We start from the raw sequence: 18587 nt of genomic DNA, 5'->3' as shown, positions 1-18587 counted from the left end.
TTGCTTAACCGATAACGGAGTTAGTGAACAATAATCTAGATGACTACATGTATTTGGCACAGATAATTGGTATATGGATGGTAAGTGATCTAAATAACAAGCATACATAATCGATAATCTATCTGTTTCACGTTACGTCCTTTTGCCACATTTCTATCATCGAAACCATGCTTGTTATTTAGTTGAAACATCTGTCACGGTGGAGGTGACACTTCCTTGCTTTAACCGAGTATGAATAACATCACCATTGCTTAATTGATTGGCATTTTCGATAACATGCTCATTGGTACTTGTGATTGAATAACCCCGGCTTAAGGTTGCCAGTGGGCTGACAGTGTCAAGTTTATGGGCGGCTTGTGAAACTCGTGATTCAGCCTGTTTAAAATAGTCTTTACTGGCGTCGTTAAAGCGTTCAATTAAATACCCAAGCCGCTGTTTTTCTAAGGTTAGAGTATTAATTGGTGAACGTTGTTGCAAACGATTATGTAATTGCTGGTGGCGTAAGGTTAAGCGACTGAGTTTATGCTGTAAGGCATTTTCTAAGCGCATTTGAATTTCGTCAAATCGCTGTTCAAATTGCTGCAGTTTATGTTGCGGCTCATGGCGTTGAAGCTGATGAGATAACTGAGTTAATCGTCCATATTGCTGCAATTGGTAATGCTTCATCCCTTGCTGCAAACGCGATAATAATAGCGCCAACTTTTCTGCTTTATTGCCTTTGTCTTTTGATAATAATTCTGCACCGGCTGACGGCGTTGGGGCGCGTACATCGGCTACATAATCACTGATAGTGGTATCTATTTCATGGCCAACTGCGCTAACAACAGGCAGTGCACTGTTGTAAATCGCATGGGCTAAATGTTCGCTGTTGAAGCACCATAAATCTTCTAACGAACCGCCACCACGGGTAAGCAACAGCACATCAACTTCCATGCGTTGATTGGCGGTGACAATTGCTTGGCAGATTAATTGACTGGCTGTAGCACCTTGAACTTGAGTTGGGTACACAACTACTTCGATTGATGGATCTCGGCGTGCCAATACATGCAAGATATCTCGCAACGCTGCCCCCGTTGCCGATGTGATGACACCAATTCGTTGGATATTGGTTGGAATAGGGCGTTTGGTTTCTAGTGCAAATAAGCCTTCAGCGGCCAATTTTAGTTTTAACGCTTCAAATTCCTGTGCGAGTAGTCCGTCACCTGCTGGCAGCATTGACTCTAGTAGCAGCTGATAATCGCCACGAGGCTCGTAAACACTGATGGCGCCTTTAATCAACACTTGTTGACCATTGACGGGTTTAAAGCGCACAGATTGATTACGGCCCTTAAACATGGCACAGCGAACTTGTGAATGAGCGTCTTTTAACGTGAGATACCAATGCCCTGAACTTGGAGCCGAAAAGTTTGATATTTCACCATTTAGCCAAATTTTGCCAATTTGTCCTTCAAGAATATGCCTCACTTCGCTATTTAATTGCGAAACACTATAAACATTGTTTTTTGTGGCACTCATGAGAGTTCTCATTCTAACGTTAATAAAAATCTATTTTCCATTTACCAACTGCAATATGCAAGGTATAATCTCGCCGCAATATTTCACCTCAAATCCTACTTACTAGGGAGATGTTGCCATGCTACGTTTACTGAAAGATGCACTAACCTTTGATGATGTGTTGTTGGTTCCTGCCCACTCGACCGTACTCCCTAATACCGCAGTTCTTAAAACTCGTTTAACGACTAAAATCGAATTAAATATTCCACTTGTGTCAGCTGCCATGGACACTGTGACTGAATCTCGTCTTGCGATCGCGATGGCGCAAGAAGGTGGTTTAGGATTCATTCATAAAAACATGAGTATTGAGCAACAAGCTGAAGAAGTCCGTAAAGTTAAAAGTTATGAAGCCGGTATTGTTCAAGACCCCGTTACTGTTACGCCTACCACAAGCTTAACTGATTTACGTTTATTAACTGAACATAATGGTTTTGCTGGTTACCCTGTAGTGAATGATGCACACGAACTTGTGGGTATTATTACAGGCCGTGATGTGCGTTTTGTGACTGATTGGAGCAAAACCGTTGCCGACATGATGACCCCAAAAGATCGTCTAGTCACAGTAACTGAAGGTACTAAGTTAGATGAAGTGCAAAAACTAATGCATTCTCATCGTATTGAAAAAGTCTTAGTGGTTGATAAAAACTTTAAACTTAAAGGCTTAGTCACCGTTAAAGATTTCGAAAAAGCTGAACGCAAACCAAACGCATGTAAAGACGAATTAGGTCGTTTACGTGTTGGCGCAGCCGTCGGTGCTGGTCCTGGCAATGAAGAACGTGTTGACGCGCTCGTAAAAGCCGGTGTTGACGTGTTATTGATTGACTCATCACATGGTCACTCTGAAGGCGTATTACAGCGCATTCGTGACACTAGAGCCAAATACCCTGATTTACAAATTGTTGGCGGCAACGTTGCCACCGCATCTGGCGCACTTGCGCTGGTTGAAGCGGGCGTTAACGCCGTTAAAGTCGGTATCGGCCCTGGTTCAATTTGTACTACTCGTATTGTAACGGGTGTTGGTGTGCCGCAAATTACTGCGGTATCTGATGCTGCTGAAGCCGTACTCGCGTTAGGCATTCCTGTTATTGCTGATGGCGGTATTCGTTTTTCTGGCGACTTAGCTAAAGCATTAGCTGCAGGTGCATCATGCATCATGGCGGGTTCTATGTTTGCTGGTACTGAAGAAGCGCCAGGTGAAACTGAACTTTACCAAGGTCGTGCTTATAAATCATACCGTGGTATGGGATCTCTGGGTGCTATGGGCCAAACTCAAGGTTCATCTGACCGTTACTTCCAAAGTGACAACGCAGCAGACAAATTAGTACCTGAAGGTGTTGAAGGTCGCGTGCCGTACAAAGGTAAGTTGAAAGAGATCATTCACCAACACATGGGCGGCTTGCGTTCATGCATGGGCTTAACCGGTTGTGCCACGATTAAAGAGTTAAATGAAAAAGCACAGTTTGTAAGAGTGACTTCAGCAGGTATGGGCGAGTCACACGTTCATGACGTGACCATTACCAAAGAAGCACCAAACTATCGTTCATAATTACTGTAAGGGCGACGTTATGTCGCCCTTGTTTTATTAGCGTTAATTTGCCCGCATCAATTGGATGCGAGTTATTACACTTAATTAATATGTAAAGGTTATTCATGAGTAATATTCACGATCATAAGATTCTAATCCTCGATTTTGGTTCTCAGTACACTCAACTTATTGCGCGTCGTATCCGTGAAATTGGTGTGTATTGTGAGTTATGGGCGTGGGATGTGAGCGAAGCGCAAATTCGTGAGTTTGCCCCAAATGGTATTATTTTGGCTGGTGGCCCTGAAAGTGTCACCGCAGACAATTCACCACGTGCCCCAGAGTATGTGTTTACTGCTGGTGTACCGGTATTGGGTATTTGTTACGGCATGCAAACCATGTCAGAACAACTTGGTGGCAAAGTGATTCAAGGCGTGGGTGAAGGTGAGTTTGGTTACGCACAAATTGAATTACAAACCACATCTGCTTTGTTTAAAAGCATTGAAGATGCAGTAAGCGCAGAAGGCAAACCTTTGCTCGATGTGTGGATGAGCCACGGTGATAAAGTGTCTGCTATCCCTGAAGGTTTTGTGACGGTAGCGAAAACGGCAACTTGTCCGTTTGCCGCTATGGCCAATGAAGAGAAAGGTTTTTACGGCGTACAGTTCCACCCTGAAGTGACTCACACTCGCCAAGGTCAGCGTATGCTAGAGCATTTCGCGTTAGACATTTGTGGCTGTAAAGCCAATTGGAAGCCATCATCAATTATTGAAGATGCTATTGAGCGTTTAAAAAAGCAAATTGGTGATGACGAAGTTATTCTGGGGTTATCTGGCGGGGTAGATTCATCGGTTGTGGCGATGCTATTACATCGGGCGATTGGCGATAAACTAACGTGTGTATTTGTTGATAACGGTTTACTGCGTTTGAACGAAGCCGAGCAAGTATTAGAAATGTTTGGCGATCATTTTGGACTCAATATTGTTCACGTTGATGCTGAAAACCGTTTCTTAGATGCAATGGCTGGCGAAGCAGAACCTGAAGCGAAGCGTAAAATCATTGGTCGTGTTTTTGTCGAAATTTTTGATGAAGAATCAAAAAAATGCGCGAATGCTAAATGGCTAGCCCAAGGCACTATTTATCCTGATGTGATTGAATCAGCGGGCAGTGCAACCGGTAAAGCACATGTGATTAAGTCGCACCACAATGTTGGCGGTTTACCTGCCGATATGAAGATGGGTTTAGTTGAACCATTACGTGAGTTATTTAAAGATGAAGTGCGTAAAATTGGTTTAGAGTTAGGCCTGCCTTACAACATGCTTTATCGTCATCCGTTCCCAGGACCAGGTTTAGGTGTTCGTGTACTTGGCGAAGTGAAAAAAGAATATTGTGATTTACTGCGCAGTGCAGACGCTATCTTTATTGAAGAGCTACACAAAGCTGATTTGTATAATAAAGTGAGCCAAGCCTTTACCGTTTTCTTACCCGTTCGTTCGGTAGGTGTGATGGGTGATGGTCGTAAGTATGATTGGGTTGTATCGCTACGTGCGGTAGAAACTATCGACTTTATGACCGCACATTGGGCACATTTGCCGTATGATTTCTTAGGCCGCGTTTCTAACCGTATTATCAATGAAGTCGATGGTATTTCTCGTGTGGTTTATGATATTTCAGGTAAGCCGCCTGCAACAATTGAATGGGAATAACGCTGTAGCGTGACACCTAGTTTGATTTAAAAAAGACGCTGCGGCGTCTTTTTTATTTGCTAGAATAGCCATGTATGACAATTACCTAGGTTTTATAGAGTGACAGAGACCCCAAAAACACACGTTTCCACCGATACTTGCCCACTTTCTAATGCGCACAATGATAAATCGAATCAGCTTCAGCGCGCCATTGATGAAAAGTGGATGCGTTTAGCGATGCAACTTGCCGAGCAAGCCGAGCTAAAAGGCGAAGTGCCTGTGGGTGCCGTATTGGTTAAAGACGATGTGTTAATTGCCAGTGGTTGTAATTTAAGTATTGTAAATCACGACCCAACCGCTCACGCCGAGATGGAATGTATTCGTCAAGCAGGCAAGGTGTTAGAGAATTATCGTATGCTCGACACAACCTTATATGTCACGTTAGAGCCCTGCACTATGTGCGCGGGTGCCATGGTGCACAGCCGTATTGCGCGGGTTGTGTATGGTGCGGATGATTTAAAAACTGGCGCGGCGGGTAGTGTGATTAATTTATTGCAACATCCTGTATTTAATCATCAGCTTGAAGTCAGTTCAGGTGTGTTGGCAGCAGAATGCGGCGCGCAATTAAGTGCATTTTTTCAGCGACGTAGAGCAGAAAAAAAAGCACTCAAACAGTTAGCTAAAAAATAGACTGATTGAGTGACTTGTTTTTATGTGGTTAACGAAAGATTAATTTTCAGTTTGAACCAATAAAAAATGAGCTCGTTGACGATTTTGAATGCGGCTTTTATGTACTTTAAGCATGACACGACGACGTGACATGGTATTGCTTATAGCTCTTCTTCTCATACCGTGATCCCTTAATATTGGCTAACCTCACCGAGGTTACTGATAAACAACATACTTTAGCAGAATGCTTTCTAACGATAAATTCAGCACCATAGTACCTTATATTCGTGACGATTATCGGTCAGCTTTATGACGATAAACTCTCACGCATAATAATTATTGCGCCGATACGTGACTTTTGGCTGGCACTTCTTCTGCAATCACTTCAACTTGTTCTTTCTCTTCGATAATCTCCATTGTTTTGGTTTGATTATCGATCCAAACTAAGGTGTCGTAGTAACGACGAATACTGTCAACATAATGGACAGCTTCACTACCACGAGCATAACCATAGCGAGTTTGTTTATAATATTTAGATTGTTGCAGCAAAGGTAATACTTTTTTGACATCACGCCATGCGCTTGGATCCATTCCCATTGATTCTGTTAATCGGCGCGCATCTTCAACATGGCCTAAACCGATATTATAAGACGCCAGTGCGAACCAGATCCGTTGAGCTTCAGAAATGGTGTCTGGCAGTCTCTCCATCATGTCTTTTAAATAAAATGCGCCACCACGTATGCTTTGTTCTGCATCTAGACGATCATCTACACCGACGTAAGCTGCTGTAGGCTGGGTTAGCATCATCATACCTCTCACCCCGGTAGGTGAGCGAGCACTCGGATTCCAGTGTGATTCTTGATAACTGGCGGCCGCTAATTTACGCCAATCTAACTCTCCAGAATACTCCTCGAAAAAACTGCGATATTCGGGAAGAATATTATCAATTGCGCGGATAAAGGCGCGAGTATCAACGTAATCAAAACGTTTTACGTGGCCAAAATACTTCTCGTTTAAATGCTCCAGCGTACCCGCACGCCTTTCTTTATGCCAAAAAGCCAACAACTTACTCATTAAACGATCGCTGTTATTAGGCGGTAATAGCCACACCACTTCGACTTTTTCTTCTAAAATCATTCCCGCGCGCAGTTCGGGTAAAAAACGTTGATTGATCAATAAACTATTTGAATCTGAAATGGTGTAGTTCAGTTCACCGTTGGCTATTAGTGCAAACAGTTCTTCATTGTCTTTGTCGTTGACTTGATTCCACATCAACTCAGGATAGTCTTTTTGTAATTTGGTTAAGGTATTGACCGAAGATGAGTTAGCCATGACGGTAATCTCACCCGACAGAGTGCTAATGTCTTTGGGTTCCGGAGTGCCTTCCTTATATACCAGTACTTGGTTGACTTTATATAATGTTGGTCCGAGCTTGAATTGTTGACTGCGGTTGGGGGTTTTAGCGATACCGGCCGCAATAATATCAATCTTGTTTTCTTTTAATGCCGCAAATAATTGCTTGCGATTGGTATACGGGATCATCTCTAAAGGGACGGCTAAATAGTCAGCAAAGCGCTGCGCCATTTCAAAATCGAATCCGCTTTCACCCTGTTCTGAATTCAGATAAATCTGTGGGCCATATAAGGTCCCTACCTTTAATACGGTACGCTTAGGTGCAGGAGCGGCAATATCAACATCTTGAATATCAACAGGTTGACAGGCAGAGAGAATCCCGCAAAGTAATATTATGAATAAGGTTTTGATCATATTTATTAATTGGTTATCTTAAGTTGTTTCGTTAATGTCACCAGAGTGATGTGTAAAAACGAATGAAATACCGGTTGAATAGCCTTTAAATATGTAGGGGAGTTAGCTTATTTTTGGCTTACTTTATCAGGAGTTTTCCTAAACGCCTATAGTTGAGCAAGTAAGCAGCATTTTATGGTTGTTTTTTGTTAAAAGGTAAAGTGATCATGTTATTCACTTTAGCATTACTTGAGTGGGATATTTTCCCTATCAGGAAACACTGTTTTCACCGGTGCTTGAAGGTGATTTGTAGTGTGCAATTCCCTATAATAGCGCCAATTCTGATCCTCCTATATTATAAAGGTGAATAGACGTGATGGAAATCATTCGCGGAGCCCCAGCACTATCTGCATTTAGAGTTCAAAAACTCATGGAGGCTTGCGAAAACGCAGCGCTTCCTGTTTCTCAAATTTATGCTGAATATGTACATTTAGCCAGTTTGAGTGAACCACTAGATGATAATGAACGTCTACAGTTAGAAACTATTCTTACTTATGGCCCAGCTATTGAGTCTCATGCTCCACAAGGCACTTTACTGTTTGTTACTCCTCGTCCTGGCACTATTTCTCCTTGGTCTTCTAAAGCAACCGACATTGCTCATAACTGTGGTTTAGGCAAAGTTAGCCGTCTTGAACGTGGTATTGCTTATTATGTTGAAGCGTCAGTATTAACCGCAGAACAACAAAAACTACTGCAAGGGTTATTACATGACCGTATGGTCGAAGTGATGCTGCCAGCGTTTGAAGCTGCTGAAGTATTATTTGCTCGTACAGAACCGGCAAAATTTAGCAGTGTGAATATTCTTGCTGAAGGCCGCCGCGCATTAGAAGTGGCCAACATTAAGCTAGGCTTGGCCCTTGCCGATGATGAAATTGACTATTTAATTGAAAATTTTGTTCGTTTAAAGCGTAACCCTAACGACATCGAATTAATGATGTTTGCTCAAGCAAACTCGGAACATTGTCGCCACAAAATTTTCAATGCAGATTGGACAATCGATGGTGAAGTACAGCCAAAGTCATTGTTCAAAATGATTAAAAACACCTTTGAAGTGACACCTGATTACGTGTTATCAGCTTACAAAGATAATGCTGCGGTGATGACAGGTTCTGTTGCGGGACGTTTTTTCCCTGATCCCGATGGTATTTACAACTATCACACCGAGCCAATGCATATATTGATGAAAGTCGAAACGCACAATCATCCTACTGCAATTAGTCCATATCCTGGTGCGGCTACTGGCTCAGGTGGTGAAATTCGCGATGAGGGTGCTACTGGCCGAGGTTCTAAACCTAAAGCGGGTTTGTCTGGCTTTACTGTTTCTAACTTAAAAATTCCTGGTTTTGTACAACCATGGGAAGGGGATTACGGTAAGCCAGATCGTATTGTCACACCGTTAGAAATTATGCTCGAAGGCCCACTTGGCGGCGCAGCATTTAACAACGAATTTGGTCGTCCTGCCATTACCGGTTATTTCCGCACCTACGAGCAATTAGTGTCTAGCCATAATGGTGTTGAAGTACGCGGCTATCATAAGCCGATTATGATTGCTGGTGGCTTAGGCAATATCCGTGAAGATCATGTTCAAAAAGGCGAAATTACCATTGGTGCTAAGCTCATTGTGCTTGGCGGACCGGCAATGAACATTGGCTTAGGCGGTGGTGCTGCATCTTCAATGGCATCTGGTCAATCTAGCGAAGATTTAGATTTTGCTTCTGTACAACGTGAAAACCCAGAAATGGAACGTCGTTGTCAGGAAGTTATCGATCGCTGTTGGCAATTAGGTGACACCAACCCAATTCAATTTATTCACGATGTGGGCGCAGGCGGATTATCTAATGCATTCCCTGAGTTAGTGAATGATGCTGATCGCGGCGGGGTATTCAATTTACGTAATGTTCCCTCTGACGAGCCAGGCATGAGCCCGCTTGAAATTTGGTGTAATGAATCACAAGAACGTTATGTATTATCGGTTGCACCAGAGAACTTGCAACAGTTTGCTGATATTTGTGCCCGTGAACGCGCGCCATTTTCCGTGGTTGGTGAAGCGACAGCAGAGATGCATTTAACGCTTGCCGACAGCCATTTTAACAACAAGCCGATTGATTTACCGCTTGAAGTTTTATTGGGTAAAGCGCCTAAGATGAGCCGTGATGTGGTAACTGCCAAAGCAGTATCGCCAGCGTTAGATCAAACTAAAATTGAGCTAAAAGATGCTGTTAAGCGCATTTTAACCTTGCCAACAGTGGCAGACAAAACCTTCCTTATCACCATTGGTGATCGCTCCGTTACTGGTTTAGTGAATCGCGATCAAATGGTGGGTCCATGGCAGGTTCCAGTTGCCGACTGCGCGGTAACCGCCTCAAGTTATGACAGTTACTGCGGTGAAGCGATGTCGATGGGTGAGCGTACTCCGTTAGCTTTACTCGACTTTGACGCCTCAGCCCGCATGGCGGTTGCCGAATCGATTATGAACATTGCTGGTACTGACATTGGCTCGTTCAAGCGTATTAAGCTTTCTGCTAACTGGATGTCTCCAGCGGGTCATCCTGGTGAAGATGCCGGTTTATACCAAGCCGTTAAAGCGATTGGTGAAGACCTTTGTCCTGAACTTGGTATAACAATTCCTGTTGGCAAAGACTCCATGTCGATGAAAACCGCATGGGAAGATAACGGCACTCAGAAAACCGTCACATCGCCTATGTCGTTAGTCATCACTGCCTTTGGTGTAGTACAAGACATTCGTAAAACGGTAACGCCACAGCTTCGCAGTGATAAAGGTGACAGTGCTTTATTAATGCTGGACCTAAGCAATGGCCAAAACCGTTTAGGCGGTTCTTGTTTAGCGCAGGTTTACAGTGAGTTAGGTGACATTGCACCAACATTGGATAAAACCGCTAACTTAGCTGGCTTTTTTGAAGTGATGCAGCAACTCGTAGCCGATCAAGCGGTTATGGCTTATCACGATCGTAGTGATGGCGGTTTATTTACCACTCTCGTGGAAATGGCTTTTGCTGGTAATACCGGGTTAACAATTGATTTAGCCAGCTTGAGTGGTACTGATTTAGAACGTTTATTTAACGAAGAAATTGGTGCTGTAATTCAAGTCAGTGCTATTGATGCTAAAGCCATTGCCGCGCAATTTGAAGCTAAAGGCGTAACGTGTCATCACATCGGTGGTTTGCAAACGGCAGACAAAATTAGCATTAATGACGGCGAGCGAGTCATATTTGCTGACAGCCGTACTGCACTGCGTACCTTATGGTCAGAAACAACCTATCGCATGCAAGCGCTACGTGACAATCCGGAATGTGCGCGTGAAGAATATGAGCTTAAACAACAAGCTGATGCGCCAGGTTTAACGGTTAAATTAGGCTTTAATCCAAGTGAAGATGTCGCCGCACCTTATATCCTTAAAGGTGTCGCACCTAAAATGGCTATTTTACGTGAGCAAGGCGTTAACTCTCATGTTGAAATGGCAGCCGCTTTTGACCGTGCCGGTTTTGAAAGTCGCGACGTGCACATGTCGGACATTTTATCTGGTCGAATTAGTTTAGAAGAATTCCAAGGCCTAGTGGCATGTGGCGGCTTCTCTTACGGTGACGTGTTAGGCGCTGGTGAAGGTTGGGCTAAATCGATTTTGTTTAATGATCGTGCTCGCGACGAGTTTAGCCGTTTCTTCGAACGTGATTCAAGCATCGCCCTTGGCGTGTGTAATGGTTGTCAGATGTTATCTAACCTGAAAGAAATTATTCCAGGAAGTGAGCATTGGCCACGTTTTGTGCGTAACCGTTCTGAGCGTTTTGAAGCTCGATTCAGTTTGGTTGAAGTGCAACAAAATCCATCGGTATTTTTTGAAGGCATGGTCGGTTCTCGTATGCCTATCGCAGTATCGCATGGTGAAGGCTTAGTTGAATTTGCCAATGCTCAAGCGTTAGCAAATGCAGAAGCATCAGGCACTATTGCACTGCGCTATGTTGATGGTCATGGTCAAATTGCGACCCAGTACCCAGAAAACCCAAATGGTTCTGCTAATGGCTTAACGGGTATTTGTACCACTGATGGTCGCGTAACCATTATGATGCCGCATCCTGAACGAGTATTTAGAACTGTTGCTAATTCATGGCATCCAGATAATTGGGGTGAAGATAGCCCATGGATGCGTATGTTCCGTAATGCACGAGTGAAGATTGGTTAATAGCAAATCATGCACTTAGTTTAGCAAAATCACTTGATTTAGTTAAATTACTTAATGTAACTAAAGCGAAAGGCGACTCCGTTGAGTCGCCTTTTTTATTGGTTTCAATTTGTTTACCGCAACTGACTTTATGTTGTGGTGAAAAAGAAAAACCCCATAGATTTACTCTATGGGGTTTTCTGATTCGTTATCATTGGATAATAACGATTACCGCTTAATATGATCTCTGCGCTAACAAAAACATCCACTAAACACGGTATAAATAAAAAAGTGTGCTCGCTTATTTCACTTCTTTAGCAGTAAACATTTCAGTAAAAACACGTATGTATAGGTTGGCAACATGTTCGAATAATTGAGTCATAGCACATTCTCTCTAGGTTAGGTCACTGGAATTAAGACAACGACTGATTGCACAACTCGTGTTCGTGTTCTTAACTGTGCGCAAATTATACAATTGAACTAATGTGCATTCAAACGAGGAAAAATGATGTTTGACATTAGTTTATTTAATGATTGAATGTTTTGTTTTAAGATAATTAATAGTTATGATTTTGTATGGCATTGAAAAATAACAATTTATTTCTTTTTACTTTAAATGTAAATTATAGAAATATTTATCTAATATTAATTTTTTGTGTATTTTGCTACTTTATATTAACAATCTGTGTGAGTTGAGCTTTTTATCTAAAATTAGGCCAGCTTGCTGTTTATGCCTAGCAATTATGCGTTTTTTGTCAATACCTCAAGAGGGTTGCAAATTCGTGTTCAAATGTTATCACTCTGAATATCGCAAGTTCATTTATGATTGTGATCAACCTGACAGCTAATATCTGCTGAAATAATCGACATGCTTTACGCTAATGGGCTGATTATCTGTAATAAAACATTCTCCATGCACCAAATCTAATGCTGGTCACATAATTGACTAAAAAATATGATCTACAAAGTGAATATGCCGTAAGATATAGGGCGTTTAGGATTGGGCTTGAAAACATAGGCAAACAGGTTAATTTATCATTTTTCACTCTTTGGTGAGTTGTCCACTGCTTCAATATGACCGTTTTCAGGTATAACATCATCATTATGGCAACGGTATGTTGCTGTGTCGTATTTGGTTGTACTGAAGTAAGGAGTCGCCAATGATTATCGAAGAGGTCGTTGAGCTATCGCGTTTTCAATTTGCGCTGACAGCCATGTATCATTTTTTATTTGTTCCACTCACCCTAGGTTTAGCCTTTATTCTTGCGATTATGGAATCACTGTATGTGATGACCAATAAGCAAGTTTATAAAGACATGACTAAATTTTGGGGTAAGTTGTTTGGGATAAACTTTGCCTTAGGCGTGACAACGGGTTTAGCGATGGAGTTCCAGTTTGGTACTAACTGGTCCTACTATTCTCATTACGTAGGTGACATTTTTGGTGCGCCCCTGGCGATTGAAGGCTTAATGGCATTCTTCCTTGAGTCTACGTTAGTCGGGATGTTCTTTTTTGGTTGGGATCGCTTCAGTAAGCGCCAACATTTAGCCGTCACATGGCTCGTTGCCCTTGGCTCTAATATGTCAGCTTTATGGATTTTGATCGCCAATGGTTGGATGCAAAACCCGGTGGGTTCTGTGTTTAACTATGAAACCATGCGTATGGAAATGACCAATTTTGCCGAAGTGGTATTTAACCCCGTTGCGCAAGTTAAGTTTGTTCATACCGTCGCCTCTGGTTATGTAGCTGGTGCGATGTTTGTATTAGCTATTAGCTCATACTACATATTGAAAGGCCGAGATTTACCTTTTGCTCGTCGCTCATTCGCTATTGCCGCAAGCTTTGGTATGGCATCTATTTTATCGGTCATCGTGTTAGGCGATGAATCAGGTTATGAAGTAGGTGAAGTGCAACGTGTTAAATTAGCGGCAATTGAAGCTGAATGGCACACAGAGCCAGCACCAGCAGCCTTTACGGCATTTGGTTTCCCTAACCAAGAAACTATGCACACGGATTACGCCGTTAAGATCCCATATGCGATGGGCATTATTGCCACTCGTTCTTTAGATGGAGAAGTGACCGGTATTAAGGATCTTATTAAAGATCACGAAGTACGAATTCGTAACGGTATGGTTGCGTATGCTCTACTTGAAAAATTACGTGCTGGTGATAAATCGGTTGAAGTTAGAGAGCAATTTGAAGCGACCAAAATCGACCTAGGTTATGGTTTCTTGCTTAAGCGTTATACCGACAAAGTGGTTGATGCGACTGAAGAGCAAATTATTGCAGCGTCTTATGACTCAATTCCTACTGTGGCGCCTATGTTCTGGAGTTTCCGCTTAATGGTTGGTTCTGGGGTGATAATGCTATTGGTGTTTGCTGCGGCCTTCTGGCAAAGCACTCGTCATCAAATCGCCGAGAAAAAGTGGGTACTTCGTGCTGCTCTTTACAGTTTGCCACTTCCATGGGTAGCCATTGAAGCTGGTTGGTTTGTGTCAGAGTTTGGTCGCCAACCTTGGACCATTTCTGAAGTGCTGCCAACATTCATGTCGGCGTCTAGTTTAACGACGGCGGATCTTTGGTTCAGTATTATTTCGATTACGGTGTTCTATACCATCCTGTTGGTGATAGAAGCTTACTTGATGTATAAGTTTGCTCGTCTTGGTCCAAGCAGCTTAAAGACCGGTCGTTATCATTTCGAAAACCAAGATGCTTAATCTGAGGACCTGATTATGTTTGATTATGAAGTATTAAGATTTATTTGGTGGGCGTTAATCGGCGTGCTGTTTATTGGTTTCACCGTGACAGATGGCTTTGATATGGGCGTAGGTATATTGTTACCCGTTATTGGTAAAGATGATACTGAACGCCGTATTATGATTAACACTATCGCACCACATTGGGACGGTAACCAAGTATGGCTAGTGACGGCTGGTGGCGCATTATTTGCTGCTTGGCCTATGGTCTACGCGGTATCGTTTTCAGGCTTTTATGTGGCAATGATGCTAGTGCTATTTGCATTGTTTTTACGTCCAGTCGGTTTTGATTATCGCTCTAAAATTGAAGATCCAAGATGGCGTAAGTCATGGGATAGAGCATTATTTGTCGGCAGTTTTGTACCACCGTTAATCATTGGTGTGGCATTTGGTAACCTGCTTCAAGGCGTACCATTTAACTTTGATGAATATCTACGTGCTACTTATCATGGCGGTCTGTTGGGTTTATTGAATCCGTTTGGTTTATTAGCCGGTCTTGTGAGTGTCACTATGGTGATAATGCAAGGTTCTACATGGTTACAAATGAAGACCGACGGAGAGCTGCGGGTTAGAAGTGCTAAAGTATCGCAAGTTTGTGGTGGTTTATTAGTGGTTCTATTTGGTGCAGCTGGTGTTTGGCTTGTAAACGGTATTGATGGTTATGTTATTACCTCAGCCCTTGACCTTGCTGGTCCGTCAAATCCAACCACTAAGACTGTAGCGGTTGAAGCGGGCGCTTGGTTAACTAACTATGATAAATATCCTCTTACCATGCTATTCCCGGTATTAGGGTTATTAATGCCAATATTAGTGATTTTTGCCAGTCGATTAAATCGTAGTGGATTTGCGTTCTTTTTCAGTTCGCTAGCGGTTGCTTGTGTCATTTTGACCTGTGGAGCAGCAATGTTCCCATTTGTTATGCCTTCATCATTAGAACCTAATGTCAGCTTAACAATGTGGGATGCTACAGCCAGTCAAATGTCACTTAAAGTGATGACAGTTGCCGCTATTATCTTCGTACCCACAGTATTAAGTTACACCATTTGGACTTACTACAAGATGTACGGCCGCTTAAATCGTGAGTTTGTTGAAAACAACAAAAGCTCACTTTACTAAATTAAGGAGCAACGTCTATGTGGTATTTTGCGTGGATTTTAGGGGTATTGTTAGCGTGTTCATTCGGTATCATCAACGCGTTATGGCTTGAGAATACTGAAAATATGGATCGTAACAACGAACTATAAACGTTATATCGTTTGATATGAAAAAACCGCTTTAGTAATAAAGCGGTTTTTTATTGGCGATTCATCTTGTTTACAAAACTAAAACCGACCGGTTTTAACTTATGACTCAAACTAGCACTCATTATCTCGTTACTTAGTGGCTGTTAACAAAGCCAATTTTATGTTCAATTGCCGCCTTTTAAAAAGTCCCCCAATATGTAATAAACACGCCGCTGCTAAGTAAGATTTTTATTTAAAGATACAAGAAAATACAGCTCAATTCCGAAGTGTTAACAGAAATATTGTCTATAATTAATTAACCTTAGTTGTCTGTTTTTTAAACATGGCAATTTGTTAATAATGCACTTAACGGGAGACATATAATGAGCAGTTGGATTTTAGTCGCGGATAGCGCATATGCACGTCTATTTTACGCAGAAACAGCAAAATCTACGTTAATTGAGATTAAGAGCATGATCCATCCCGAAGCACGGCAACATGAACAGAAACTAACCTCAGATCTACCAGGCCGTCAGGCTGGAGGTGCCATCAATAGTCACCATTCTGTTGGGGGGAAAACTGAGCCTAAAAAGAATGAGGCTGTCGAATTTGCTCGGGAGATCTGTCGATACCTTGAGGCTGAATATAATGCACACAAATTTAGCCAGTTGATTGTTGTGGCTGCTCCTCATTTTCTTGGTAACTTACGCAAAGAAATGAGCAGTAACGTTGCTAAAGTTGTTACGCTGGAAATAGACAAAGATATTGTAAAGCAGGACATCGACTCGATTAGAGGTCTGTTGCCAATTATCTTGCCTAGCTTAGCCACATAAGCTGAAATCTAGATAATTAGGTTCGTTTAATAAGCTGCCATCATCCTTACTCATATGTTGGCAGCTTAATGGGGTATTTTTGTTTTTTGTCGTAAGCTACTGTCGTGAAATAACATTAAGCATAAATTTGTTTTACCCAAGTCTCAAACCTTCGTTGTGACAATTATTGTCGCTCAATTTAGCGATTAGGATAATTAACCAGCACTCAATAGATGGAGTACTGGTCTGCTAAAATATCACTCAGTTAAACCACGTTAAATACACCTATTTGTTGTTTAATACTGTGCGCAAGTTTAGTTAATTGCTCTGAATCACTCACCGCTTTTGTTGCCCGTTCATCACTATTTTGTGCAAGTGTAGAAATAGTATGTAAGCTGCGTGACACTTCATCTGCCACTGTACTTTGCTGTTTGGTGGCACTGGCTATACTAGACGAAAATATAGCCATTTCGCCGATATTATGATTAATCAGCGTGAGTTGATTATTAACTGTATCAGCTTGTACCGCTGAGGACTCTCCCAGTTGCTGACACTGGATCATCTGTGTGGCTGTGTGTTCTACTTGCTGTTGTAATTTGTTAATAGTCGCACCTATCTCACTAATTGAACGTTGTGTTCTTTGTGCTAATGAGCGAACTTCATCAGCAACAACAGCAAAACCACGACCTTGGTCTCCCGCTCTAGCTGCTTCAATCGCGGCATTTAAGGCGAGTAAATTAGTTTGATCTGCAATGCCATTAATGACTTCTGTAACCTGACTGATTGCTTGACTTTCATTGTTGACACTTTCAATATTTTTTTGACTTTGAATAAGTTGTTCACGCAAGGATTGTAGTTCTGTAACCGCCTGAGTTAACTGTGTATGTCCTTGATTTGATGCGCTATCAATTTCTTGCGCCTGCTGGGCAACTTGACTCGAATTCTGTGCGACATCTTTAATAGATGAAGACATTTCTTCGATAGCTGTCGCAATTTGTTCTGTTTGGTTTAACAGTGACTTTGCTTCAGTACCGTTCAATTTCGATGTTTGCTGGCTAAGAATTGCTTGGTTTTCTAAGCTGATGACAGACTGTTTTAAGGACTCAATTAATCCAGCTAAATTTGCAGCCGTTTGGGTCACACTTATCGTAATGTGGTCAACTTCATTGTGACTGTCTTGAGGGCATTGAACGAAAGTTTGTGAAAGATCCCCTTGGCCTAATTTAGCTATTTGCCTCTGTAGGTTCTTTAAAGGCTTAATTGCACGATTAATTACATTAAAGAGTAAAACGGAAATAATCACCACGCCTAGCAATGCCAATATGGCGTTAATTTTTAACATTCCTAAGCTTTCATCACTTAATTCCTTTTCAGGAACGAACCCGACCAAAGTCCAATTCCAACCGGGAATATATACGGAATAAGAAAACATTTCTTGATCAGACAAGGAGCTGTAAACCCAACTCCCTTTATCTGTGAGTGCTTGTTCAAGCGATAGGCCATTAAGCAATGTTTCATTGTATGGTTCTTCTGATGTTAACTCACGATGAGAGATAATCTGTTTATCAGAGTTTCGGATGATGACATACGAACCTGATTCTTCAAGAGTCAGTTGTTTAAGTGATTTTTGGATTTGTGCAACAGATTGGGTGATATCAAAACCGATAAAAAGAATAGCGATAACTTTGCCTCCGGGAGCTTTTACCGGACGATAAATTGTCATGTAGTCTTTACCAAAAAGCTTGGCGTAGCCTTCATACTCTTCGCCTTTAACTAAACGCTGATAACCGGGATGTTTAATTCCTAAATAGGTCCCTAATGCACGATTACCATCAGCTTTTTTAAGTGATGTTGATACACGAACAAAATCATCATTATCGCGCGCAAATATCGTAGCGACTCCGCCTGTAAGCTCCGAAAAGTGATCTACGTTATTGTTTGAGTTATTAATTTGCTCATTATCATGGACTAGTACTGGGGTCTTAATTCCTAACACCTTAACGGTGCGATCCTCTATCAAGAATTGTCCTGGATATAAGGTACGCAAAACATCGGCGTTTCGTTTGGCTAAGTCCAACATACTGTTGTACTGCAGTTCAATTAAATGAGTATTACTGTGCATTTGTGATTTAATCGCTTGAATTGCTTTGTCATGCAATACTGTGGATGCCGATTGATAGGAAAACCAAGACATAGCGGTAAAGATTATGATTGATGACAATATGGCAAGTGAGCCTATTTGTTTTGCTATAGGCCAGTTTTTATAATTCATATGTACTGTTCCATAATTATTGTGAAAATTAATTTTGAATAGGTAGGTATACGAATTTAAATGTACATCTAAAGACTACTAATTATCCGTTATTTAGTACGAAAGTGTGAC

11 protein-coding genes are annotated in these 18587 nt (G+C 41.9%); 8 read left to right on the top strand and 3 right to left on the bottom strand.

Annotated features, from left to right (window positions below; all coding sequences use genetic code 11):
* Window positions 1–174 precede the first annotated feature (174 nt).
* On the bottom strand, window positions 175–1515 hold the full coding sequence (gene xseA / locus EGC86_RS07200; protein ID WP_123777091.1) for an exodeoxyribonuclease VII large subunit: 1341 nt from the start codon (window positions 1513–1515) through the stop codon (window positions 175–177).
* Window positions 1516–1633: 118 nt separating this feature from the next.
* On the opposite strand from xseA, the gene guaB reads away from it, so the two are divergent.
* The 3 genes from guaB to tadA all read left to right on the top strand — a co-directional run bounded on the left by guaB (window position 1634) and on the right by tadA (window position 5451).
* Window positions 1634–3100: an IMP dehydrogenase gene (gene guaB / locus EGC86_RS07195; protein WP_011636611.1), complete on the top strand. Its 1467-nt coding sequence runs from the start codon at window positions 1634–1636 to the stop codon at window positions 3098–3100.
* A 104-nt stretch (window positions 3101–3204) separates the two neighbouring features.
* Complete coding sequence (gene guaA / locus EGC86_RS07190; protein ID WP_123777090.1) at window positions 3205–4782, top strand: glutamine-hydrolyzing GMP synthase; 1578 nt, start codon at window positions 3205–3207, stop codon at window positions 4780–4782.
* A 189-nt stretch (window positions 4783–4971) separates the two neighbouring features.
* Entirely contained in the window at window positions 4972–5451 is a 480-nt protein-coding gene (gene tadA / locus EGC86_RS07185) for a tRNA adenosine(34) deaminase TadA (protein WP_165871042.1), read from the top strand.
* Between the two features lie 315 nt (window positions 5452–5766).
* Here tadA and mltF read toward each other — a convergent pair whose 3' ends face one another.
* Window positions 5767–7197, bottom strand: a complete 1431-nt coding sequence (gene mltF, locus EGC86_RS07180) for a membrane-bound lytic murein transglycosylase MltF (protein ID WP_011636614.1) — start codon at window positions 7195–7197, stop codon at window positions 5767–5769.
* A gap of 355 nt (window positions 7198–7552) precedes the next feature.
* Between mltF and purL the strand changes: the two genes are divergently transcribed.
* The 5 genes from purL (at window position 7553) to EGC86_RS07155 (ending at window position 16225) form a co-directional block, all read left to right on the top strand.
* Window positions 7553–11434 (top strand): phosphoribosylformylglycinamidine synthase, encoded by a 3882-nt coding sequence (gene purL, locus EGC86_RS07175; protein ID WP_123777088.1) that lies wholly within the window; start codon window positions 7553–7555, stop codon window positions 11432–11434.
* A 1139-nt stretch (window positions 11435–12573) separates the two neighbouring features.
* Window positions 12574–14130 (top strand): cytochrome ubiquinol oxidase subunit I, encoded by a 1557-nt coding sequence (locus EGC86_RS07170; protein WP_011636616.1) that lies wholly within the window; start codon window positions 12574–12576, stop codon window positions 14128–14130.
* A 15-nt stretch (window positions 14131–14145) separates the two neighbouring features.
* Complete coding sequence (cydB, locus tag EGC86_RS07165) at window positions 14146–15285, top strand: cytochrome d ubiquinol oxidase subunit II (protein ID WP_123777087.1); 1140 nt, start codon at window positions 14146–14148, stop codon at window positions 15283–15285.
* A gap of 17 nt (window positions 15286–15302) precedes the next feature.
* Entirely contained in the window at window positions 15303–15413 is a 111-nt protein-coding gene (cydX, locus tag EGC86_RS07160) for a cytochrome bd-I oxidase subunit CydX (protein WP_011636618.1), read from the top strand.
* 362 nt (window positions 15414–15775) lie between these two features.
* Window positions 15776–16225 carry a host attachment protein gene (locus EGC86_RS07155; RefSeq protein ID WP_011636619.1) on the top strand — a complete coding sequence of 150 codons (450 nt, stop codon included), beginning with the start codon at window positions 15776–15778 and terminating at the stop codon, window positions 16223–16225.
* A 244-nt stretch (window positions 16226–16469) separates the two neighbouring features.
* On the opposite strand, the gene EGC86_RS07150 is transcribed toward EGC86_RS07155, so the two are convergent.
* Window positions 16470–18476, bottom strand: a complete 2007-nt coding sequence (locus EGC86_RS07150) for a methyl-accepting chemotaxis protein (RefSeq protein ID WP_011636620.1) — start codon at window positions 18474–18476, stop codon at window positions 16470–16472.
* Window positions 18477–18587 lie beyond the last annotated feature (111 nt).

The organism is Shewanella frigidimarina (assembly GCF_003797125.1).
Lineage (GTDB): Bacteria > Pseudomonadota > Gammaproteobacteria > Enterobacterales > Shewanellaceae > Shewanella > Shewanella frigidimarina.
Note: the sequence above shows the minus strand (reverse complement) of the source record. Positions and strands in the feature narration are given on the sequence as shown.